The 21,941-nt window shown below is 55.4% G+C and carries 14 protein-coding genes and 3 pseudogenes; 6 read left to right on the top strand and 11 right to left on the bottom strand.

The window, feature by feature from the left end:
- Positions 1-164: 164 nt before the first annotated feature.
- The 6 genes and pseudogenes from QZH36_RS01765 to QZH36_RS01740 form a co-directional block, all read right to left on the bottom strand.
- Positions 165-2,648 carry a putative mucin/carbohydrate-binding domain-containing protein gene (locus QZH36_RS01765; protein WP_301729519.1) on the bottom strand — a complete coding sequence of 828 codons (2,484 nt, stop codon included), beginning with the start codon at positions 2,646-2,648 and terminating at the stop codon, positions 165-167.
- Positions 2,649-3,018: 370 nt separating this feature from the next.
- Positions 3,019-4,599, bottom strand: a complete 1,581-nt coding sequence (locus QZH36_RS01760) for a methyl-accepting chemotaxis protein (RefSeq protein WP_253454029.1) — start codon at positions 4,597-4,599, stop codon at positions 3,019-3,021.
- Between the two features lie 118 nt (positions 4,600-4,717).
- Positions 4,718-5,737 carry an AI-2E family transporter gene (locus QZH36_RS01755; protein ID WP_253454027.1) on the bottom strand — a complete coding sequence of 340 codons (1,020 nt, stop codon included), beginning with the start codon at positions 5,735-5,737 and terminating at the stop codon, positions 4,718-4,720.
- Between the two features lie 252 nt (positions 5,738-5,989).
- Positions 5,990-6,320: pseudogene (locus QZH36_RS01750) on the bottom strand (helix-turn-helix domain-containing protein).
- A 284-nt stretch (positions 6,321-6,604) separates the two neighbouring features.
- Positions 6,605-7,054, bottom strand: coding sequence for an RrF2 family transcriptional regulator (locus QZH36_RS01745; RefSeq protein ID WP_301729518.1), 450 nt, complete (start codon positions 7,052-7,054; stop codon positions 6,605-6,607).
- Positions 7,051-7,164: pseudogene (locus QZH36_RS01740) on the bottom strand (L-rhamnose/proton symporter RhaT); the annotation flags it as partial. The gene QZH36_RS01745 and the pseudogene QZH36_RS01740, both read right to left, overlap by 4 nt.
- A 351-nt stretch (positions 7,165-7,515) precedes the next feature.
- Between QZH36_RS01740 and aldA the strand changes: the two are divergent.
- The 3 genes and pseudogenes from aldA (at position 7,516) to QZH36_RS01725 (ending at position 11,998) form a co-directional block, all read left to right on the top strand.
- Positions 7,516-8,952, top strand: coding sequence for an aldehyde dehydrogenase (gene aldA / locus QZH36_RS01735; RefSeq protein ID WP_301729517.1), 1,437 nt, complete (start codon positions 7,516-7,518; stop codon positions 8,950-8,952).
- 366 nt (positions 8,953-9,318) lie between these two features.
- Positions 9,319-10,596, top strand: a complete 1,278-nt coding sequence (locus tag QZH36_RS01730; protein WP_301729516.1) for an HAAAP family serine/threonine permease — start codon at positions 9,319-9,321, stop codon at positions 10,594-10,596.
- 34 nt (positions 10,597-10,630) lie between these two features.
- Positions 10,631-11,998: pseudogene (locus QZH36_RS01725) on the top strand (L-serine ammonia-lyase).
- A gap of 268 nt (positions 11,999-12,266) precedes the next feature.
- On the opposite strand, the gene QZH36_RS01720 reads toward QZH36_RS01725, so the two are convergent.
- Both QZH36_RS01720 and QZH36_RS01715 read right to left on the bottom strand, forming a co-directional pair.
- Positions 12,267-13,574 carry an MFS transporter gene (locus tag QZH36_RS01720; RefSeq protein WP_301729515.1) on the bottom strand — a complete coding sequence of 436 codons (1,308 nt, stop codon included), beginning with the start codon at positions 13,572-13,574 and terminating at the stop codon, positions 12,267-12,269.
- The gene (locus QZH36_RS01715; protein ID WP_301729514.1) at positions 13,571-15,001 is read right to left on the bottom strand and encodes a M20 family metallopeptidase; all 1,431 of its coding nucleotides are present in this window, start codon (positions 14,999-15,001) and stop codon (positions 13,571-13,573) included. Before QZH36_RS01715 ends, QZH36_RS01720 begins: the two co-directional genes overlap by 4 nt.
- Positions 15,002-15,152: 151 nt before the next feature.
- On the opposite strand from QZH36_RS01715, the gene QZH36_RS01710 reads away from it, so the two are divergent.
- Positions 15,153-16,061 carry a LysR family transcriptional regulator gene (locus QZH36_RS01710; protein WP_301729513.1) on the top strand — a complete coding sequence of 303 codons (909 nt, stop codon included), beginning with the start codon at positions 15,153-15,155 and terminating at the stop codon, positions 16,059-16,061.
- 31 nt (positions 16,062-16,092) lie between these two features.
- On the opposite strand, the gene QZH36_RS01705 is transcribed toward QZH36_RS01710, so the two are convergent.
- Both QZH36_RS01705 and QZH36_RS01700 read right to left on the bottom strand, forming a co-directional pair.
- Positions 16,093-17,649: an ABC transporter substrate-binding protein gene (locus QZH36_RS01705; RefSeq protein WP_445235111.1), complete on the bottom strand. Its 1,557-nt coding sequence runs from the start codon at positions 17,647-17,649 to the stop codon at positions 16,093-16,095.
- A gap of 419 nt (positions 17,650-18,068) precedes the next feature.
- Positions 18,069-18,497 (bottom strand): OsmC family protein, encoded by a 429-nt coding sequence (locus tag QZH36_RS01700; protein WP_125287630.1) that lies wholly within the window; start codon positions 18,495-18,497, stop codon positions 18,069-18,071.
- 124 nt (positions 18,498-18,621) lie between these two features.
- Here QZH36_RS01700 and QZH36_RS01695 point away from each other — a divergent pair, with 124 nt between their 5' ends.
- The gene (locus QZH36_RS01695; protein WP_125287631.1) at positions 18,622-18,801 is read left to right on the top strand and encodes a GDFGVC terminal motif YodC-like protein; all 180 of its coding nucleotides are present in this window, start codon (positions 18,622-18,624) and stop codon (positions 18,799-18,801) included.
- Positions 18,802-18,849: 48 nt separating this feature from the next.
- The gene (gene pepT, locus QZH36_RS01690; protein ID WP_301729511.1) at positions 18,850-20,088 is read left to right on the top strand and encodes a peptidase T; all 1,239 of its coding nucleotides are present in this window, start codon (positions 18,850-18,852) and stop codon (positions 20,086-20,088) included.
- A 45-nt stretch (positions 20,089-20,133) separates the two neighbouring features.
- On the opposite strand, the gene QZH36_RS01685 is transcribed toward pepT, so the two are convergent.
- On the bottom strand, positions 20,134-21,792 hold the full coding sequence (locus tag QZH36_RS01685; protein WP_301729510.1) for a methyl-accepting chemotaxis protein: 1,659 nt from the start codon (positions 21,790-21,792) through the stop codon (positions 20,134-20,136).
- Between the last annotated feature and the right edge of the window lie 149 nt (positions 21,793-21,941).

The following is a 21,941-nucleotide window of genomic DNA, read 5'->3' as shown; positions in this document are numbered from 1 at the left end:
CAGGCACGGGAGAAAGCCGTTGCAGGATGGCGGCGGTTTAGTTGAACCGCTGGTTACTTTCAATAAAGGTAAAAAACGCAGAGTACCCTTCCCATGTGCTCTGCGTTGCCATTTAACAGCAGCCCGAAATGAATACTTTTCAGGCTGCCTGACTCAGACCTGGGTTAGATCTCTGTCCATGGACGGCCGTCGCCGTCTGCCGCCCCGGTCGTGCTCTCCAGGCCGGGTTCGGTGCCCTGCCCAATCCACCATTTAGCCAGATAGTTTCGTCCTTTGTGCGTCACCCTGTCGCCTCCGACGTATATGCGACCGGCTTCCCAAAGCGGATAAAGCGGCGGAGCCAGCGCCACCGGTTCTTCAGGCACTTCAGGCACTTCAGGCACTTCAGGCACTTCAGGCACTTCAGGCACTTCAGGCACTTCAGGCACTTCAGGCACTTCAGGCACTTCAGGCACTTCAGGCACTTCAGGCACTTCAGGATGCTCCGTCAGCTCGTTATGCATAGAAAGATAAATATAATATTTTGCAAACAGGATATCACGCAGCGGACGGCTCAAAGCCATGACGGCCAGCCAGAGATCGTCTTTAGCCGCCGCATAATCCGCGCCCACAACCGCATGGTTAGCGGCAATCGCCAGCGAAGCGCTTTCCAGTCTCTCGGCCAGATCCGTTTCTGGGTTGTTGTTTAATTTTTCATTTTTCAGGCCGCTGGCCGTAATAACAAAATGATTGGTTTCGCCAGTAGCATCGATTATGCCGGATACGGCGGGCGACAAACGTAAACGAGAAGGTTCACGATGGTAGATTTCAATCCGATCCCCGTAAGAGAAAGCGATTTCGTCGTGAGCAATAAGGCGATCGTTGCCCAGAAAAGTTCTTTTATAGATTTCTCTGTTGCTGCCGTCGCGGATCGTAATCTGAGCATAGGTTTGATCCGGGAAATAAACGTGCGGACTGTTTCCACCCGCATTAATGCTGAGCAGGCCTTTGCTGTGGTCCAGCTCGACGCTGGCAAAACTGGCATCGCCCAGCCCCAGCAGGTTAAATACCTGATTAAGTAACGGTGAGGCTATTTTACGCTGGTAATGAATAACCTGCGCTGACTGCCCGGTTTTAACTTTCAGATAGCCTGGCTGCACAGCATACTTTTGGCTTTTACCGGTGGGTAAATGCAGCGTGTAAACGCCAACAGGCAGATCCTCAAGCAGCACTTCCTGCCGGTTAATTTTTACCTGCCGTACGACCGTTGCGCCGTCAAGCAGCGTCAGGGTTTCATTTTCAATCTGACGGAAGTCATCGATATCCAGTTTCAGGCTGACGCTGCCGGTCAGACCGGTTATTTTCAGTTGCTGAACATCCACCAGCGCCAGCGGACTACGCAAATTCAGCTGCTGCTGCAACGCCGCCAGCCGTCCCTCTTCTACCAGCTGATTTAACGGATAAACCGCCTTACCCTGGCAAAACAGATTATTGTCGCGCTGCTGGCGAGTGAGTGGCGCGCCAACCAGCTGCATAAAAGGCGTAACGTCAATTTTGGCGCCCGCTTCGGCAAAGCTGACAGAAAGCATATCCAGCAGCGAATGTTCTTCAGCAATAAAGCCGTCGCGGTTACTGAGCAGACGGTACTGCTGATTAAAGTGGGTAAAGGCTTCCATGCCCGCCTTGTTGACCATCTGCATCATAAAGTAGAGTTTCGAGCGCAGATCCCACTGATTTACTGGCGTGCCGTTACGCACAAAATCATTGATAACTTTTTCCACCGCAGCCTGTCTGCCGTAGTCGTACAGCCAGCCTTCCTGATATTGCCTGTCGCCCATTGTAAGATGCTGGTAGCAGGCACAGTGAATATTGTTCCAGACCTCGCGCACGTCGATAAATCTGTCCGACATGAATTTGCCTTCATAACCATGGGCAATTTCGTGCAGGCAGCCCCAGCCGGGCTCTTTGCTGAACAGCCAGAAGTCGCTAACGGTCGGGCTGGTTTCGGCGGTCCAGCGATCGCTGTAATAAGCCGCGCCCGGGCCGCTTTTGTCCGCCTTGATAAAGTAGCGGTTGCGGATATTCCTATCGGTAATAACAGGCGTCTGGAAAGAAAGGCCAAGCAGCGTGTTATAAAAATTAAAGATATTGCTGTAGCCTTCGATTAAACGGTCGATGCTATTTTGCGCGTGGAGCGTACGCAGTTTTTGTTTATCGGCTGCCGGAATTAAAATATCCACAAACTTGCTGCTGATTAATGCAAACTCAGCGTTCTGGCTGTCCCACAGCTGAAAGAAAGCGCTTTCGCTGCCGCCTTGCTCATAGACAGGCAGCGTGTTAGCCCTGTCGTCATATTCATATTCCACAACGGCAGTGGAAAGATCGTAAGGGGTATCAATAAAAGGCACAGAGGCCGCGCCGGCACTTAACTTCACCCAGGCGGAGCCAAAGCTGACAGAAGCTTCAGTTTGATCATCATTATTCAGTAAACGCAGCGTCAATGAGCCGTTATTGGGCGATAGCTGGCGGACTTTGATCGCCTGCCCTGCAGACAGGATAATTCCCAGATGCTGACGGTCATGATTAATTCCCTTACTCAGACCGGCCGCATCCATCCATACCGGCCTTTCCAGGGAATATATGTTTTTTACTTTACTCAGGGTTGCCATGATTATTTTCTCTTCAGGGGTTATGTCCAAAGAAAGATATCAGGCAAGCGTTATCGCCAGGCGGCAATTATTGATAACAGGTCAGCATTAAATGAAGGAGGTGGCTATATATTTAACTAATTAAAGGGTAAACGCCATGAAAAAAAGAATAGAAAAATATAATTACCCTGCTGGCTTAACAATAAAAGGTGACGCTCTTAACCCTGTCGCTAAATAATTTATTTTTTTAATAGTGAAATAATGGTTATTTAACAGGGTACTCTGTGGCAAAAATAGCAGAACGAAAAGGTAAGTTGGGCAGGTCTTCCGCCTATTTATTTAGTAAAGAGAGAATGCGACAGCAGTCGGGCCGCCGTCGCGTTTCTGTGTCCTATACAATAGCGGAAAGCTTAAACACGCTGACGCTACGCAGCAGATTTTCAGCCTGCTGCTGCAGGGACTGCGCCGCTACGGTCGATTCCTGCGACAATGAGGCGTTCTGCTGAGTGGCATCATCCATTTGCGTTACCGCGAGGTTAACCTGATCGATACCGACGCTTTGCTCATTACTTGCCAGCGAGATCTCTGCCACCAGCGAGCTGACGCGGTGCACGTTTTCCACAATATTTTCCATCGCCTGACCCGCGCGTTCGACCAGCGCGTTACCCGTATTGATACGGCTGACCGAGCTGTCAATTAAGGTTTTAATATCCCTGGCGGCAGCGGCAGAACGTTGCGACAGCGCCCGCACTTCAGCGGCCACCACGGCAAAGCCCCGCCCTTCGCTTCCTGCCCTTGCGGCTTCAACGGCGGCGTTCAGCGCCAGAATATTGGTCTGGAAGGCGATGCCATCAATCAGGCTGATAATATTGCTAATTTGGCTGGAAAAATGCTGAATCTCGCCCATCGTATGTACTACTTCCTTCACCACGCTGCCGCCCAGCTGCGCGGCTGACGTGGCATCCTGAGCGATATCGCTGGCATGACGTGCGTTGTCAGCATTTTTTCTGACTACGGATGTTAACTGCTCCATCGAGGCCGCCGTTTCTTCCAGCGCGCTGGCCTGTGCCTCATTACGACCGGAGAGATCCTGACTGCCCAGGGCAATCTGTGACGAAGCCGAGGCGATAGTTTCCGTGCCGTCACGCACGTCGGAAACGATACGCGTAAGATTGGTGTTCATCTCTTTCAGCGCGGCCATGAGTGAGGCCGTTTCATCACGGCCTTTCACCACGATTTGCGTCTGCAGATCGCCGGCCGCCACCGTCTGGGCGATTTTTACTGCCTGCGCCAGCGGCTGGGTGATGCTGCGTACCAGCCACCAGGTAATGATGCAGCCGGTCAACAGCGCTAACAGCATCGACAAGGCCAGGATCAGTCTGGTGTGCTGATAACTTTGCTGATTAGCAGCGGCGATCTGCTTATGTAGGCTTTGCGTGTGCGTCAGCACGTTGGCTACCACTTCGTCGATCATTTTTGTCGGCAGACGATCGACGCCGGTGACCAGACGATCGACGCGCTGCGCGCTGTCGGCATCACCCTGCTGGTAAGCCTGTAGCGCGCTGAGATAGCGCTCTTGCAGCTCGCCATGAAGCTTACGCGTCTCCCGCGCTTCACGGTTATCCATGCCTACCGTCGGCATCGTTTCGATCAGCGTGGCAAGCAGCTGCTGAGTCTTGTCGCCCTGTTCAATAAAAGCCGTCCTGTACTTAGCAAAAGCCTCCGGACTCTGGCCGCCGCGCAGCAGCGTATTTTTCCACTCCTGTACCTGAATCTTAAACTGCACTTGTGCATTTCGCGCGGTGTCGATAACCCGCTCAATCTGCATTTCCTGCTGCATGATCTGACTGCTTTGCTCAAGCGCGTTTTCGTTGATAGCGAGGCCGCGCAGGCCGATAAATAGCGTGGCGCAAAGCAATACTGCGGCCAGCAGGCCTAAACGCACGCCGATCTTATAATTAGAGAGTTTCATTTGATGCCCTGGTAGATGAAGCGGAAGCAATTTTCCGGTTCTTCAGGAGAAGTTATCGGCAGAAGAATAAAGAAGCTTTATAGCGGAGACTGGCCCCGAACGGGGCCAGTAAAGCAGCTTAAATCAGGCGGGCGTGGCGCAGTTCGCTTTTCAGATAGGCGTAAAACACCGGCGCGGCAACCACGCCCGCCAGGCCAAAGGCGGATTCAAACACCAGCATCGCCAGCAGGATTTCCCAGGTTTTGGCGTTGATACGGGTGCCAAAGATACGGGCATTGATGAAGTATTCCAGCTTGTGCACCAGAATCAGGAAAATCAGCGCGATCAGCGCTGCCTGCAAAGAGATGGAAAGCCCAATCAAAACAATAACCGTGTTGGAGATCAGATTGCCGATCACCGGCAGCATTCCGGCAATAAAGGTCAGGACGATAACGGTTTTGGCAAACGGAAAGTGCAGCCCGAACAGCGGCAGCACGCCGAACAGAAAGCCACAGGTCAGCAGCGTGTTGACCAGCGAGACTTTGATTTGTGCGAAAACCACATCGTGAAAAGAAGCCGCAAGCAGCGTCAGACGTTTTAGCATTGCCTGGGTTAGCGGCGCGTTGCTGGTATCGCTGCCGCTGATGCGCAGCGAGATAATCGCGCCCAGCAGCATTCCGATAAGCATAGTGGCAAAGGTGTGCGCGGCGGTACGGCCCAGCGTTTGCACCACAACCAGATGCTCGCGCAGCCAGGCCATAACCTGATGCTGCAGTTCATCGATATCTGCGGGCAGATAGCGCGTGACCACCGGCGACAGCGTATCCTGCGCATCTTCAAGCAGCTTGCTGGCGGCGGCATGGAAAGCCGCCGGACTGTGGAAGTCGTGCAGCAGAAAGCCAATCAGTTTGGTGATACCGCCCGCCAGCGCTAACAGCACCACCACGGTAAGAAAGAAAATGGTGATCCAACGCGCCAGCGGCCCTTTGACCAGCCTCTCTATCCAGGGCGTCAGCGCCAGAATGGTTTCGTAAACGATAAATCCGGCCAGAAAACACGGCAGCAGGCGTAAAGGAAAAATCATCAGCAGCGCGATAAAGACCAGCAGATAGCTGGCGGCTTCGCAAAGCTGGCGTTTGGTGAGGTTCCGTATCTCCATAGGGATTCCTGTCTGTCTGAAGTCAAAAAGCATTACAATTCAGACAGTATACAATCCTCCGCGTTTTTTCAGGCCTGTTTTGATTTGGTCGAACCTATATTTATGCACTGCGGCAGGAGAACGAAACGGAGGCGGGACGGAAAAGTTAGTTTTGCCCTGGTCGAACTGATATTTATGCGATGCGGCGAGGAACGAAACGGAGGCGGAACGGAAAAGTCAAAGCGGGCCGCTACGCCCGCCATTGAAAAGCAATCAGGCGCTGACCTGCACCTGACGACGCCATGCGCCCGGCGACTGGCCGAACTGACGTTTGAAGCTGCGGTTAAAAGATTGCTGGGAATCGAAACCGAATGAAATCGCCACGTCCAGAATAGGCTCGCCGCCTTTAGCCAGGCGCTCGGCGGATTTTTTCAGACGAGCGGATATATTCGCCTAAAGCGTGGCCGGTATGCTGCTTAAACATACGCTGCAGATGCCATTTGGAGTAGCCTGCCCGGCGGGCCACGGTATCCAAATCCATCTTGCCTTCAATATGCGTGTCGATCCACATTACCAGGTCGCTGATAAAATCATCATGGCTCATTGTCTTCCCCTTAGAATTATAACCTGTTTTTGCTGTTGACCTCCGCCGCCGGGCGGGGTAAAAGGTAACTGTCATTAGTGCATTTAGTAACGGTAAAACAGACGCGCGCTTAATGCAAGTATAATTGTTGCATTAAATGCGATCGCGAAGCGGCAAAAAGAGAGCGCACAACAAGCGGCGTAGTGCGTAAAGATTACGGCAGCCGTGGCGGCCCGACAGGATTTAAGACAATAAAAAAGCCGGGCATTGTCAGTGCCCGGCCATATTCAGGGTTATCTTGCCTTTCAGGTTTCAGCATTTTCACGGGTTTTCATCGCCTCGCAACTGCCTTCGGGATAGCGGCGGTCGCGCTCATAGATTTCCCGTAGCGCGTCGGCAACCGTCCGCTTCGCCAGCACGTTGAGCGACGCCTGCTCGGCCTCGTGAGCCAGCTCTTTAAAGAACCAGCAGGTGTTGGCGCTAACCAGACAACGCGCCGGCACTTCCGGGCGGCCTGCCAGCAGCGGTTTATCCTCCAGCACGGAAGTATAGATATCGCAAAGCGTAATCTCCTCCGCCGGACGCCCCAGCCGGATAGTTCCGGTACGGCCCAGCGTAGAGACGATAATGCCATCGCGGGTCAGCGGCACCATCATTTTACGGACAAAACTGGGGTTGGCCTCAAGGCCCATTGCCAGAATTTTGCTGGTGCTGCGTTTACCTTCCCGCTCCGCCTGGGCTATGCAGAGCACCATTTGGTTTCCCAGGACCAGTGACGCACTTTTTTAAATGGCGCATAGAAGCAGGCGGCGCTGGCCGCGCCCACCAGATGCCAGAAAATACCTGCAAAGATAAGGTGGCTCATGCTTTTTTTCCTTCATAGGAGGGTAAAATTCCCGGTAGGCTGAGTCTACGAAGGTTGCCTCTCTCCACACCTTTGGCTGGCTGCCTGCGCCGGCATGAAAATGGCAAAATCCACCGTCTTATCCCGTCTGCGATCACAGATACAGGTTATCTGTCTTTGTTCTGAAAAACAGCCAAATATCTCCATTAAACTGCTGTTTATTCAGCACTCTTCGTCAAATCTCTTTGTCTTTTTGCCAGTTTCACGCGTGGCGTGGCGCTCAGAGAAAGGCATTAACTCTCTCAATGCGGCAGCATAACTGCAACATTGCATTAACTAAAACACAAAATATCATTTACGGAGACGACGCCTGTGACGCGCCTGCATCATTGTTTTATTAACGGCCAGTTTGTTGAGAATCGCAGCGATCGCTGGATTGACGTAATTAACCCCGCTACCGAAACGCTGCTGTGCCGCATCCCGCAAAGCGATAAAGAAGAGGCCGATCGCGCCATCAGCGCGGCCAAAGCTGCCCAACCCGCCTGGGAAGCGTTACCGGCCGTTGAACGTGGACGCTGGCTGCGCCAGATTGCGGCAGGCATTCGTCGTCGTGAAGCGGAGCTGACCGCCACTATCGTGGCGGAAGGCGGCAAAACGCAGCAGCTGGCCCAGACGGAAGTGCTGTTTACCGCAGACTATCTGGACTATATGGCCGAATGGGCGCGCCGTTATGAAGGAGAGATTGTGCAAAGCGATCGCCCTGACGAAACCATCCTGATATTGAAAAAAGCGATTGGCGTGACCACGGGGATCCTGCCGTGGAACTTCCCTTTTTTCCTGATTGCCCGCAAAGCCGCTCCGGCATTGATAACCGGCAATACCATTGTGATCAAACCCAGCGAGCTGACGCCGGCCAACGCGATAATATTTGCTGAAATCGTTGAAGAGATTGGGCTGCCGCCGGGCGTGTTCAATCTGGTAACCGGCTATGGGCCGGAGGTAGGACAGGCTCTGGCCGCCAGCCCGGAAGTGGGAATGGTCAGCCTGACCGGTAGCGTAAACGCCGGGATCGCCACGCTGGAGGCGGCGGCAAAAAACGTCACCAAAGTCGCGCTGGAGCTGGGCGGCAAAGCGCCCGCCATCGTCATGAACGATGCGGATCTGGATCTGGCGGTAAAAGCCATCGTGGCTTCGCGCATGATTAATACCGGGCAGGTCTGCAACTGTACGGAGCGCCTTTATGTCCAGGAAGGCGTTTATGATGAGGTGGTGCGCCGCCTGACGGCGGCTTTTAATGCGGTCAGCTGCGGCGATCCCGCGCAGGACGACACGCTGGATATGGGCCCGCTGATTTCTGCCGACGCGCTGGCGCGGCTGGAGCACAAAGTGGCCCATGCTGTGGAACAGGGCGCGACTGTAGCGGCTGGCGGCAAACGCAAAGGCGATCGCGGGTTCTTCTTTGAGCCAACGCTGCTGACCAACGTACGCCAGGACATGGCTATCATCCGGGAAGAGACTTTTGGCCCGGTGCTGCCGGTTATCCCCTTCGCAACGCTGGATGACGCGATCGCGCTGGCTAACGACAGCGAATATGGGCTAACCTCCTCCATTTTTACCGAAAACCTGAATACGGCGATGCAGGCGATGAAAAAGCTGCGGTTTGGCGAAACCTACGTTAACCGCGAAAATTTTGAAGCGATGCAGGGTTTCCATGCTGGCTGGCGTAAATCCGGCATTGGCGGCGCCGACGGTCGCCACGGCCTGGAAGAATATCTACAGACCCACGTCGTTTATTTACAGGCACGCTGAATAACCAGGGCCGATGGTAGTCGGCCTTTTTCTTCTCACTCAAAAGTTACCACGCGCTTATAATTATGCATGTTACCTCCGCTTAGTTAATTTTTTTAAAATATAAAATATATTTTATTTCCAGCCTGATTTTTATCCCTCCTGATTATTAATACTCAACAAACCTTCTCAGCAAAATAATAAAGTGCGCGTTAAAACTTTTTTAATATCCGATGCGAGATCCGGATCACTGTTTATCCGGCGCGTTCAGGTTAGTTTCCTTGCCGCCGCCTGAGTAGTTTAATATCGCGCTCCGAGCGGAATAACCCATACTAAATTTTGATAATTTGGCAGCTTTTTAGATTATTATTTTAACCGGAGAGTACAATGCATATTCCTCAGGCAGCCGCAGAACCGCTTGCCGCTACGACGTGGCGTAAAACCGATACCGTCTGGATGCTGGGACTATACGGCACCGCCATCGGCGCAGGGGTGCTTTTCCTGCCGATCAATGCCGGCGTTGGCGGGTTAATTCCGCTGATTATTATGACCCTTCTCGCCTTCCCTATGACCTATTACGCCCATCGCGGGCTGACTCGTTTTGTGCTGTCGGGTAAAAATCCCGGCGAAGATATAACGGAAGTGGTGGAAGAACATTTTGGTCGCGGCGCAGGCAAGCTGATAACCCTGCTCTATTTTTTAGCTATCTATCCTATTCTGCTGGTTTACAGCGTGGCGATAACCAATACGGTAGAGAGTTTTCTGACGCATCAGCTGGGTATGATCAGCCCACCGCGTATGGTGCTGTCGCTGCTGTTGATCGTGGCGATGATGGCTATCGTGCGGTTTGGCGAACAGATGATCGTAAAAGCGATGAGCGTGCTGGTTTTTCCATTTGTCGCCGCGCTGATGGTGCTGGCCGTTTATCTGATCCCTCGCTGGAACAGCGCCGCGCTGGATACGCTTTCTTTTACTACGACCAGCTCAGGCAGCCTGATGTTGACGCTCTGGCTGGCGATACCGGTGATGGTATTTTCTTTTAACCATTCGCCAATTATCTCTTCTTTTGCCGTCGCCAAACGCAAAGAGTATGGCGCGGACGCCGAGCCGAAATGTTCCCGCATTCTGGCACGCGCGCACGGCATGATGGTGCTGACGGTGATGTTTTTTGTTTTCAGCTGCGTCCTCAGCCTGACGCCGGCCGATCTGGCCGCGGCTAAAGCGCAAAATATCTCCATTCTTTCTTATCTGGCCAATCATTTTAACGCCCCGGTTATCGCCTGGATGGCGCCGATTATCGCCATGATCGCTATAACAAAATCTTTCCTGGGACACTATTTAGGCGCGCGCGAGGGGTTTAACGGCATCGTAGCAAAATCGTTGCGCTCCGTCGGAAAAGAGATCGGGCCGAAAAAGCTTAACCGCCTGACGGCGCTGTTTATGCTGCTGACCTGCTGGCTTGTCGCCACGCTGAATCCCAGCATTCTGGGCATTATCGAAACGCTCGGCGGCCCGGTGATCGCCATGATCCTGTTCCTGATGCCGATGTATGCGATCCGCAGGATCCCGGCGATGCAGCAGTATCGCGGCCACCTCAGCAACCTTTTCGTGGTGCTGGCAGGCCTGGTCGCCATTTCGGGCATTGTTTACTCGCTGATGAATTAATCGGCCGGGCCTTCTCTTTTCGCGCGGAGTTTTTATGATTAGCGTTTTCGACATGTTTAAAATCGGTATCGGGCCTTCCAGCTCGCATACCGTCGGGCCAATGAAGGCCGGTAAAACTTTTATTGATGAATTAATTGCCCACCATCTGCTCCTTGACGCCACCTCGCTGGTTGTCGATTTATACGGCTCGCTTGCGGCGACGGGCAAAGGGCACAATACCGACACCGCTATTATTATGGGGCTGGCCGGCTGGCTGCCGGAAAGCGTCAATATTGATGCCATTGCGCCTTTTATGCAGCAGCTGGCTGCTACGGGTCGTCTTCCCCTGGCTGAAGGCAAACACGAAGTCGCCTTTCCGCTTGAGCAGTGCATGGTTTTTCACAGCGTGAATTTGCCGCTTCATGAAAACGGGATGCGTATTACCGCCTTTGCCGGTTCCCGGCGCCTGTTGACCAGAGTCTACTATTCCGTGGGCGGCGGCTTTATCGTTGATGAAGCGCATTTTCATCAGCCACGGCAAAGCGCCGTTGCGGTGCCCTGACCCTATAAAAATTCCGCCGACCTGCGCCAGCACTGCGCCGAAACCGGGCTGTCGCTTTCCGGGCTGATGATGCAAAACGAGCGGGCTTTACATTCTCCGCAGGAGTTGGATGCTTACCTGTTGCGGTTGTGGGAAGTCATGAGCAACGGCATTGCTCGCGGCATGACTACGGAAGGCATTATGCCAGGCCGTTTGCGGGTGCCGCGTCGTGCGGCAGCCCTGCGCCGCACGCTGGTCAGCAGCGATAAAACCACCAGCGATCCCCTGGCGGTAGTTGACTGGATCAATATGTTTGCGTTGGCGGTCAGCGAGGAAAACGCCACGGGCGGCCGCGTGGTAACCGCACCGACCAACGGCGCCTGCGGTATTATCCCGGCGGTGCTTGCCTATTACGATAAGTTTATTCGTGAAGTCAACGCCGGTTCGCTGGCTCGCTTTATCCTGGCCGCCAGCGCTATTGGCTCGCTGTATAAGATGAACGCCTCGATTTCGGGCGCGGAAGTAGGCTGCCAGGGAGAAGTGGGCGTCGCCTGCTCCATGGCAGCCGCCGGGCTGGCCGAACTGCTGGGCGGCAGCCCAGCCCAGGTTTGCATCGCGGCGGAGATTGCCATGGAGCATAACCTTGGGCTGACCTGCGATCCGGTGGCGGGCCAGGTGCAGGTACCCTGCATTGAGCGCAACGCCATCGCGGCCGTCAAAGCGGTTAACGCGGCACGGATGGCGCTTTATCGCGTCAGCGAGCCTCGGGTCTGTCTGGATAAGGTGATTGAAACCATGTATGAAACGGGAAAAGATATGAATGCTAAATATCGTGAGACTTCTCGTGGCGGCCTGGCAATTAAAGTGGTCACCGCCAGTTAAGCCAGGGTTGGCTTAGCCGTATCGATCGCCGCCCTGTTTGGCCCGCGTCATAGCCACGCGGGCTTTTTATCGCTTTAGAAAGGCGCGCGCCTGTCGCGTTTGGTTGCTGCACATAGCCTGAAAGGCGCATATCCGTTGTTTCAGGCTGGTTTTATAAGGCACGCATCTTTTGTTCCTGGCCAGTTGCCAGAGTTTTTAACAAAGGCTCGTTCCTGGCCGGTTGCCAGAGTTTTTACTAAAGGCATGAACCTTTCGTTTCGGGCTGCTTCTACAGCGCTTCACCCCGCTCGCCCGTTTGTTCTTCTCCTGGCCTGGTTTGACTTTTCAGTAGCGCCCAGCCGCTGAGCAGCGTCAGTGCCATCAGGTAATAGCCCGGTGCCAGGCTGGTGCCGGTCGCGCTAATCAGCAACGTACAGATCAGCGGCGCAAAACCACCAAACAAGGTCACAGCGACGTTGTAACTAATCGCCATACCGCTGGCGCGCGTGGTCACCGGGAAGAGATCGGCCATCATTGACGGCACCACTGAGAAGTAGACCGATTTCAGCAGCGCCAACCAGCCGACCAGCAACAGCAGCCTGCCCGCCGTCGGCTGGTTCACCACCAGCGCGAAAGCCGGATAAATAGTTACCAGCAGCAGCGACAGCGAGCCCCACATCAGCGGCCTGCGCCCGATTTTTTCCGCCCACAGCCCCATCAGCGGCGTGACCACCGTCAGGATTATGCCCGCAAGCAGCGTGGCGCTGAAGGCCGTGGTCGCAGAAAGATGCAGGCTTTTGGTGGCGTAGGTCGGCACGTAGTTAAGCATATAGTTGATGCCGGTTGAAATAATCATCAGGCCGATCGCCAGCAGCATCAGGCTTTTCTGCTGCCCTGCCAACAGCCGAAGCGGCGAGCGAATTTTCTCGCGGCGGCTGAAGCTTTCCGGCTCGTGCAAATGACGACGAATGTACAGCCCGACCGGGCCAATCAGCAGGCCGAAGGCAAAAGGAAGGCGCCAGCCCCAGCTTTCCATCTGCGCCTCGCTCAGAGAGTGTGCCAGCCCAAGACCAAACGCCGAAGCCATCAGCGTGCTGGCTCCCTGAGTGGCGAACTGCCAGCTGGCGATAAAAGCGCGGCGCTGCGGGAAGTGCTCAACCAGGAAAGCCGTCGAGCTGCCGAATTCGCCGCCGGCGGAAAAACCCTGGATCAGGCGAGCCAGCAGCACCAACACCGGCGCGGCCAGGCCGATAGTGGCGTAAGCGGGCATAAGAACAATGATAGCGCCGCCCAGCATCATCAGGGAAATGGACATCAGCAGCGCTTTTTTGCGCCCGACACGATCGGCATAGGCGCCCAGCACCACCGCGCCAAGCGGGCGGATCAGAAAAGAAACGCCAAAACTGCCGAAGGTCAGCAGCAGCGACACCGCCGGATCCGCCGTGGGGAAAAAAGCCTGCGCGATATAGCTGGCGAAGAAGCCATAAATCGCAATATCGAACCACTCCAGCGCGTTGCCGATACAGGTGGCGAACAGCGTTTTATACAGGTTGGGCGTGGCCGCTACAGAACGCTGCCGGTCGATTAAGGTACTCATTGCGCGCCTCCTTGCTGCTGCCTGAACCGCTGGTGGCTGGCAATCAGTTCGCTGCCCTTCTCGCCCAGATCCCACAGCAGCCGGGTCATTATCTGCAAACCCTCACGCGCAACAGATTGCAGCATGTGTTCATCCACGGCGTGTTGGCCGCAGGCCGGATAGGAGTGCGGGATCCAGAGCGTGGGCAGGTTCAGAATATGCGCGAAGACGTCATTCGGCAGTGAACCGCCCAGGTTTGGCAGCAGCGCGGGCTTTTTGCCGCTGACCTGCTGTATTGCCTCCAGCGCCCAGCCCACCAGCGGATTGCGCGGATCGAGCCGGGTTGCTGGCGAGCCGCGCAGCATCTTCACTTCTACCTGGCTGAATCCTGCTGCGGCCAGGTGCTCACGCAGGTGACGCTCAATGTTTTCCCAGTCGGTGCCCGGCACAAAACGCAGCTGGCAGACCGCCGTTGCGCTGCCGGGAATAGCGTTCATTGGCCGCGCCGGATTGCCCGTCAGAAAGGACAGCATCTCCAGAGTGTTCCAGCCATAGAGCCGTTCAGTGGGCGTCAGCCCCGCTTCGCCCCATTGCGCATCGATCTGCGGGCCGTTGACATCCTGTTGCAGGGTAATGTCGCTCAGGATCGCGCGGATCTCTTCCGTCAGCGCCGGCGGCTTCAGCGACGCAACCTGAAGCTGGCCATGCTGATTCACCAGAGAGGAAAAAGCGTTCGCCAGCTGGGTGCCAGGATTGCTGAGCAGGCCGCCCCAGTTGCCGGAATGGTAGTCGCGATCGCGGGTGTTGATGCTCAGCCGAACGTTTACCGCCCCGCGCGAGCCAAGAAACAGCGTGGGCCTTTCGGCACTCAGCCTGGGGCCGTCAGAGGCGATAAAAATATCTGCGCCGAGCAGTTCCGGGTTTTCGCGACAGATTTGCGCCAGGCCGGGCGAGCTGATCTCTTCGCCCATTTCGAACAAAAATTTGCAGTTAAACCCCAGCCTGCCGCCGCGAGCCGCGTAGATCTGTTCGAGCGCGGCGATATTGACCGAGTGCTGGCCTTTGTTGTCCGCGCTGCCCCGCCCGTACCAGCGGTCGCCCTCTTCCGTCAGCCGCCACGGAGCCAGCCCTTCGCGCCAGTTTTCGTCGTCGCCGAACACTACGTCGCCGTGTCCGTAGCAGAGCAGCGTCGGCAGCGCGGCGTCTTCAATACGCGAGGCCAGCAGAAACGGGTAGCGCGGCGCCTGAGGATTATCGATTGCGATTAGCTCAAAGCCCATTGCCTGCATGGCCGGGGCGATTTCCTGCTGCAGGTAGCGCTGGATCTCCGCCTCGCGGTTCTCCCGCTGGCTTTCGGAACGAATGGCGATGCGTCTGGCCAGCACCTGTTTAAACTCACCGCGGTCAAACCATGCCGTGGCCTGCGTCAGAAGCTGCTCGAGGGTCATAAGTCACCTGTGTTTGCTTTTATAGTGTTATGGCTTCCATCTAAGCTAAAATCTGGCTTTGCCACAATTATAAAAATATCAAACAAGCTTTGCTGCAAAAGCAAAGGTTCGCTGCACTACCAGGCAGCATGCACCATAAAGAGGCAGGTTTATGCTTAGTCCTGAAGTCCGCTATTTTCTGGCCGTCGCCAGTACAGGTTCGCTTAGCGCCGCCAGCCAGCAGCTGTTTGTGGCCGTTTCGGCTATCAGTCGTCAGATCCAGCGTCTGGAGGCAGATATTGGCGCGCCGCTGTTTGAGCGTCATGCGCGCGGTATGATCCTTAACGATGCGGGCAGAATTTTTGAGGGTCACGTCAGGCGAAGCCTGCTGGGCATGGAGCAGGCAAAAGCGGAAATCAAAGGCCTGAAGGCGGTACGGCGCACGGCGCTGCGCGTCGCCTGTACCGACGGCATGGCGTTCAGCCTGCTGCCGGGGCTATGTTCGCGGTTCCGTCAGCTCAATCCGGCGGTCAGCTTTAACCTGACCGTAGGAAGCGTTAAGGAGGTGGCGGATATTTTGCGCCAGGGCGAATGCGATGTGGCTTTTCAGTTCAGCCTGCATCCGGAGCGCGGCGTCGAGGTGCTGGGCTCCTGGCCCGCGCCGGTGCTGATGGTGATGCGTAAAGACCATCCGCTGGCGGAAAAGTCGATCCGGCTGCAGGATTTATCCGCCTGGCCGATGGCGCTGCCCGATCGCGCTACCACGGTGCGCCAGCTGTTTGATCTCTCCTGTCAGATGAACGGCACCTTTATCGAGCCGGTACTCACCTGCAATAATTTCAGCACGCTCTATGCATTTTTACAGCAAAACCCGCTGGCGATCACGCTATGCAGCCCGTTCACGGTGCTGTTCCAGTACGCCGGGCTGGATCTGGCGCTGCGTTCTCTCGGGATCGATCAGCTGACCCAGCGTACATTGCAGGTTCAGACCGTGACCGGCCGTCAGCGTTCAGCGGCGCTGAATCTGTTCCTTGCCTATGCCTGCGAAGAATTAGGCAAGCACAGCGGGAACGGGCGCTGAAATGGCCCGCTCCCGCGCCGAATAGCCGCGGCTATTTAAGATCGACCTGCCAGAAAAGGTGTTTGCCAAAAGGATCAACCTGATAGCCCGTCACCTCTTTGCGTACCGGTTCAAAAATGGTGGAATGGGCAATCATCACCGCCGGCATTTGATCGTGCATCATCTGCTGCGCCTGGCGGTAAAGGACCACGCGCTTCTGATGATCCTGTTCCGAGCGCGCCTCAGTAATCAGCGCATCAAACGGCTTGTAACACCACTTAGCCGAATTCGATCCGCCTTTCGCCGCGGTACAGCTGAACAGCGGCCCGAAGAAATTATCCGGATCGCCTGTCGCGGTGGTCCAGCCCATCAGCGCCGCCTGATGCTCGCCGTTTTTAACGCGCTGCAAATACTCGCCCCATTCAAAGGTGACGATATGGGCGTTGATGCCCACTTTTTGCCAGTCGGCTTGGATCATCTCCGCCATACGGCGCGCGTTGGGGTTGTAAGGCCGCTGAACCGGCATCGCCCACAGCTCTATGGCGGTGCCCGGCGCCACGCCCGCCTCTTTCAACAGCGCTTTAGCGCGCTGCGGATCGTAAGGATAATCCTGTAAATCGCTGGCGGCGCTCCAGACGTCAGGCGGCAGCAAATTTTTCGCCGTCGTGCCCGTCCCCTGAAAAATAGCGTCGATAATCGCAGGTTTGTTGATCGCCATCGCCAGCGCCTGGCGCACCCGGACGTTATCCGTCGGGGCTTTTTGCGTGTTAAACGCCAGAAAGCCCGTGTTGAGTCCGGGTTTTTGCATCACCACCAGATTGCTGTCCGCCCGTATTTTGGGCAAATCGGCCGGGTTGGGAAACGGCATCACCTGGCATTCATTTTTGGTCAGCTTGGCGAGACGTACCGAGGCATCCGGGGTAATAGAGAAAACCAGCCTGTCCAGCTTCGCTTTCCCCTGCCAGTATTCAGGGAAAGCGCGGTAAAGAATGCGCGAATCTTTCTGATACTGCGCGAGCACAAAAGGCCCGGTGCCGAGCGGATCGCTGTCGACCTTCTCCGGTGTGCCCGCTTTCAGCATGGCATCGGCATAGTCAGCCGAAAGAATAGAAGCAAAATACCAGGCCAGATCGGCCAGAAACGGCGCTTCGGCATGGGCCAGCGTAAAGCGCACGGTGTGCTCGTCCAGTTTCTCGATATTTTTAATCAGCGAGCCGAACTCCAGGCTTTCAAAGTTGGCGTAGGTGCCGCCGGAAACGTTGTGATAAGGGTGCTGCGGATCTTTCTGCCGCATAAAAGAAAAAATTACGTCGTCTGCGCCAAAATCGCGCGTGGGATGAAAATAGCGGTTGCTTTGAAATTTTACGCCTTTGCGTAAATGAAAGGTGTAAACGGTGCCGTCAGCACTGATATCCCAGCTTTCTGCCAGGCTTGGCATAAGTTCAGTGGTGCCGGGCTTAAAGTCCACCAGCCGGTTATAAACGGTCGCGGCGCTGGCATCTACGCTGGTGCCTGACGTATAAAGCTGCGGATTAAAATTTTCTGGCGATCCCTCCGAGCAGAATACCAGCGTATTGGCCGCCGCGCCCGTTGCCGCTGCCAGTAGCATAGCGGCTGTTACTCCTTTCAATACCGATTGCTTCATCCCCTTCTCCCCTGATTAACAGATTAAGTCAGTGCCGGATATCAATGCCGTGAAGCCTGAGTCGGAATCAAGCCGCAAACCACTATTAACCTTGTTTTATCCAAATAGCAAAGGGAATTCGGTTTGATATTTATCCATACAACTTACTGATGTTACGGTTAATCCTGAATGCGCGCCCCGGCAGAAGCGAAATAAAATAGCGCGTTGGAGATAACGCTGATTAAACAGACCTGCTGTTAAGATCGGCCAGGTTATTCAGAGGATGTTTACCGAGGGGATTTAATTAACGGGTAATTAGCAACACATTGCCAGTGCGCTATAAAGATATTTTCAGTAGAAAGAAGAAATAATACCCTGCCGGGCGGCAGGGTATCGGGGCCCGATTAGTTCAGCTTATAATCCAGCGTAATTTCCGCATTCATCAACTGGGAAACCGGACAGCCCGCTTTGGCCTGGTTGATGATTTCATCAAACTTAGCGCTGTCGACGCCCGGCAGAGCGATCTGGCTCTGCAGCGCGATTTTGGTGATCTTAAAGCCTTCGCCAACTTTATCCAGCGAGACGTCCGCCGTGGTGTCAATGCTGTCCGGCACCAGACCTTCGTTACCCAGCATCAGCGAGAGCGCCATCGAGAAGCAGGCAGCGTGTGCCGCGCCGATCAGCTCTTCCGGGTTAGTGCCCGGCTTGCCTTCAAAGCGGGTGTTGAAACCGTAAGGCTGTTCTTTCAGCGCGCCGCTTTCGGTGCTGATAGTGCCCTTACCTTTCTTGATATCGCCTTCCCAGTGTGCCTGACCTTTCTTATGAATAGTCATCAATATCCTCCCGTTTGCTTTGCATGAAGGGTAAGTATAGTGACTTTTCAGCAGTTTGCTGACGAAGCACTTGCAAATGCTCATTTACTAACCGTTAATAGAAGGAGACCACAGGAGAAATACCATGTTTAAAACTGATGATATTGTGCAAAGTAAAACCGGCGGCCCAAAGATGGTGGTATTGCAGGTTAAAGGCGAGACGCTTTATTGTGCCAGAGTGGATGACGCCGACAAAAAAGAGATCGAGGTGCCTGCCAGCTCGGTCAATCTTTACCATGAAGACGGCGACTTTGGCGTTTGCTGATAAGCAGGGCCGCCCGGCCCTTTTCTTCTCTTAAGCACAGGATTGTCTATGTCTCAGCAACTGGCCAGCCAGTTAACCAGCCGTTTTTTCCGCTATCTTGCCGTCACCAGCCAGAGCGATGCCGCCGCGACCAGCCTGCCCAGCACGCCCGGTCAGCAGACGCTGGCTAACCTGCTGGCGGAAGAGCTGCGCGCCCTGCGGCTGGAAAATGTGCAGGTCGATGAATGCGCGACCGTTACCGCTGTCCTGCCCGGCAAGGCGCCGGGCGCGCCGCGTATCGGTTTTATCACCCATATCGACACCGTCGATGTCGGCCTCTCGCCCCATATTCACCCGCAGATTTTGCGCTTTGAAGACCAGGATCTCTGCCTCAACAGTGAACAGGAGATCTGGCTGCGGGTGGCTGAACACCCGGAGATCGTCCCTTATCAGCATGAGGAAATTATCTTTAGCGACGGCACCAGCGTGCTGGGCGCCGATAATAAGGCGGCCGTTACGGTCGTGATGACGCTCCTGGAAAACCTCCGCGACGCAGCGACGCACGGCGATATCGTGGTCGCCTTTGTGCCTGATGAAGAGATCGGCCTGCGCGGTGCCAAAGCGCTGGATCTGGAGAAACGCTTTAACGTCGATTTCGCTTATACCATTGACTGCTGCGAGCTGGGCGAAGTGGTCTATGAAAATTTCAACGCGGCGTCGGCGGATATCCGCTTCACCGGCGTGCCGGCGCATCCGATGTCAGGCAAAGGCGTACTGGTGAATCCCCTGCTGATGGCCTGGGATTTTATCAGCCATTTTGACCGCCGCCAGACGCCGGAGCACACGGCCGGACGTGAAGGCTATATCTGGTTTAACGAGATGACGGCAAACGCGAGCGAGGCAAGACTAAAAGCCTCTATCCGTGATTTCGGGCTGACGGGCTTTGCGCAACGCAAGCAGCAAATCAACGAGGTCGCCGCCTTGATTGCCGGACAGTATCCGACCGGCAAGGTGGAGGTCAGCATCAGCGAGATCTACAGCAATATCAGCAACGCTATCGGCGAAGATCGACGAGCGATAGATCTGCTGTTTGCCGCGCTGGAGACGCTGAACATTACCGCGAAGGTTACGCCGATGCGCGGCGGAACCGATGGCGCGGCGCTGTCGGCGAAGGGCCTGCTGACGCCAAACTTTTTTACCGGCGCGCACAACTTCCATTCCCGCTTTGAATTCCTGCCGGTCTCCTCCTTTGTGAAGTCTTATCAGGTGGCAGAGCAGCTTTGCCTGCTGGCCGCGCGGCAGGCATAAAAAAAGCGCCGGGTTACGGCGCTTCAGGCTAAGGCATAACGAGGATCAGAAAGAGACCCAGTCATCGGCGCTGGCTTTCGCCACGGCTGGCCGTGCGCTAATCGGCGCGGCCTTGACGTAAGGCGTCGGTGACGGCCTGGCGGCTGTAGCCGGTGAGAGACGGAACTTAGAAACGGAGAGCGTCAGCTCTTCGGTCTGGCGCTCCAGCGCGCTGGCCGCTGTAGAAACCTCTTCCACCAGCGAGGCGTTTTGCTGCGTCACGCTGTCCATTTCGGTAATGGCGGTGCCAATCTGCGAAATGCCCTTGCTTTGCTCTTCCGAAGCGGAGGCGATCTGCTTCATGATCTCCACAACTTCCGCTACCGCCTGTAGCATGTCGTCCATGGTGCTACCGGCTTCGCCAACCAGTCGGGATCCCTGATTTACTCGAGTAACGGAATCTGCGATCAGCGTTTCAATCTCTTTCGCCGCCCCGGCGCTGCGCTGGGCAAGGTTGCGCACTTCGCTGGCTACCACGGCGAAACCACGGCCCTGCTCGCCTGCCCGCGCCGCCTCTACCGCTGCGTTCAGCGCCAGAATGTTGGTCTGGAAAGCGATGCTGTTAATCACGCTGGTGATTTCCGCAATCTTGCGAGAACTGCCGGAAATGCCCTGCATGGTATCCACCACGTCTTTTACCAGCTTGCCGCCCTTGCTGGCGGTGGTTGAGGCGCTCTGCGCCAGTTCGCTGGCCTGACGCGCGTTATCGGCGTTGAATTTCACGGTGGCCGTTAATTGCTCCATGCTCGCGGCGGTTTCTTCCAGCGCGGCGGCCTGCTGTTCGGTGCGAGAGGAAAGATCGTTGTTACCGGAAGAGATTTCCGCCGCGCCACGGTAGATATTATCCGTGCCGCTGCGGATGGCGCTGACGGCTTCACGCAGGCTATCCTGCATGGCGCGCAGCAGCGGCATCAGTCGGCCAACGCAGTTGCGGCCGATATCTTCCAGCGGATGGCTCAAATCGCCCTCGGCGATGCGGCGGAAGTGCTCGCGCATTCCATCCAGCGGGCGCACCAGCATTTTTACCAGGTAGCGGTCGGTAAAAAGCAGGATCAGCAGGCCGGCAATCACCGCCATAACAATGATCATTTTAGTCATGTCGGTCAGGTGATCGACGGTGACGCGCGTCACGTCCAGCTTTTCGCCAGCGGCAAGGTTGAATTTATCCACGCTGGCGCCAAAAGCGCGGCTGAGCGGCGGCGTCACGCTGGCGGCATGACGACGAAAATCGTCCGGCGACGCCTGCTGCGCCAGCTGCATCTGCGGCAGAACCCCTTCGTCCAGCAGTTTCTGCCAGCTGGCGATGACGGCAGCAGCGTAGCCTGGTGCCAGTGGGCCTGGCGCTTCGGCTTTGAAATCGGCCAGCAGCGTGGTCATGTTATCCAGCGCTTTTTGTACCGAGGCCATATCCGCAGCCGCCGTTGGGCTTCCCGCCTGGCGGGATTCTACTGCGCGCGTCAGACGAGTAATAAAGCGAAAATATTGATCGTTGCCCTTGCTCAGGGTGGTCATCTGGTTCACCAGCTCACGGTCAACCTCGTTGCCCTGGCCCAGCGAATTCAGCGCGCAGACGCTGTAAATGCCCACCGCCGTCCACAGCAGGCAGAAAAGCCCGAGGATCGACAGCATTACGCTGCGGATGGTAAAATCTTTTAGCAAATTCATAACTACTCCGTAACGATGTTAAAACCCGAGTGCTCGTCCTGCGTGGTGGACGCTTGACAGGAGTTATCGGCATCGCCAACAAAATCATGAGTAATTATTTCTTTCTTATTCAGGGCGTTACTGACCATAACGCAGCGTTAAGTCCTTGC

It is taken from the genome of Erwinia wuhanensis, assembly GCF_030484085.1.
Lineage (GTDB): Bacteria > Pseudomonadota > Gammaproteobacteria > Enterobacterales > Enterobacteriaceae > Erwinia > Erwinia aeris.
This window is presented reverse-complemented; position numbering and strand designations above follow the sequence as displayed.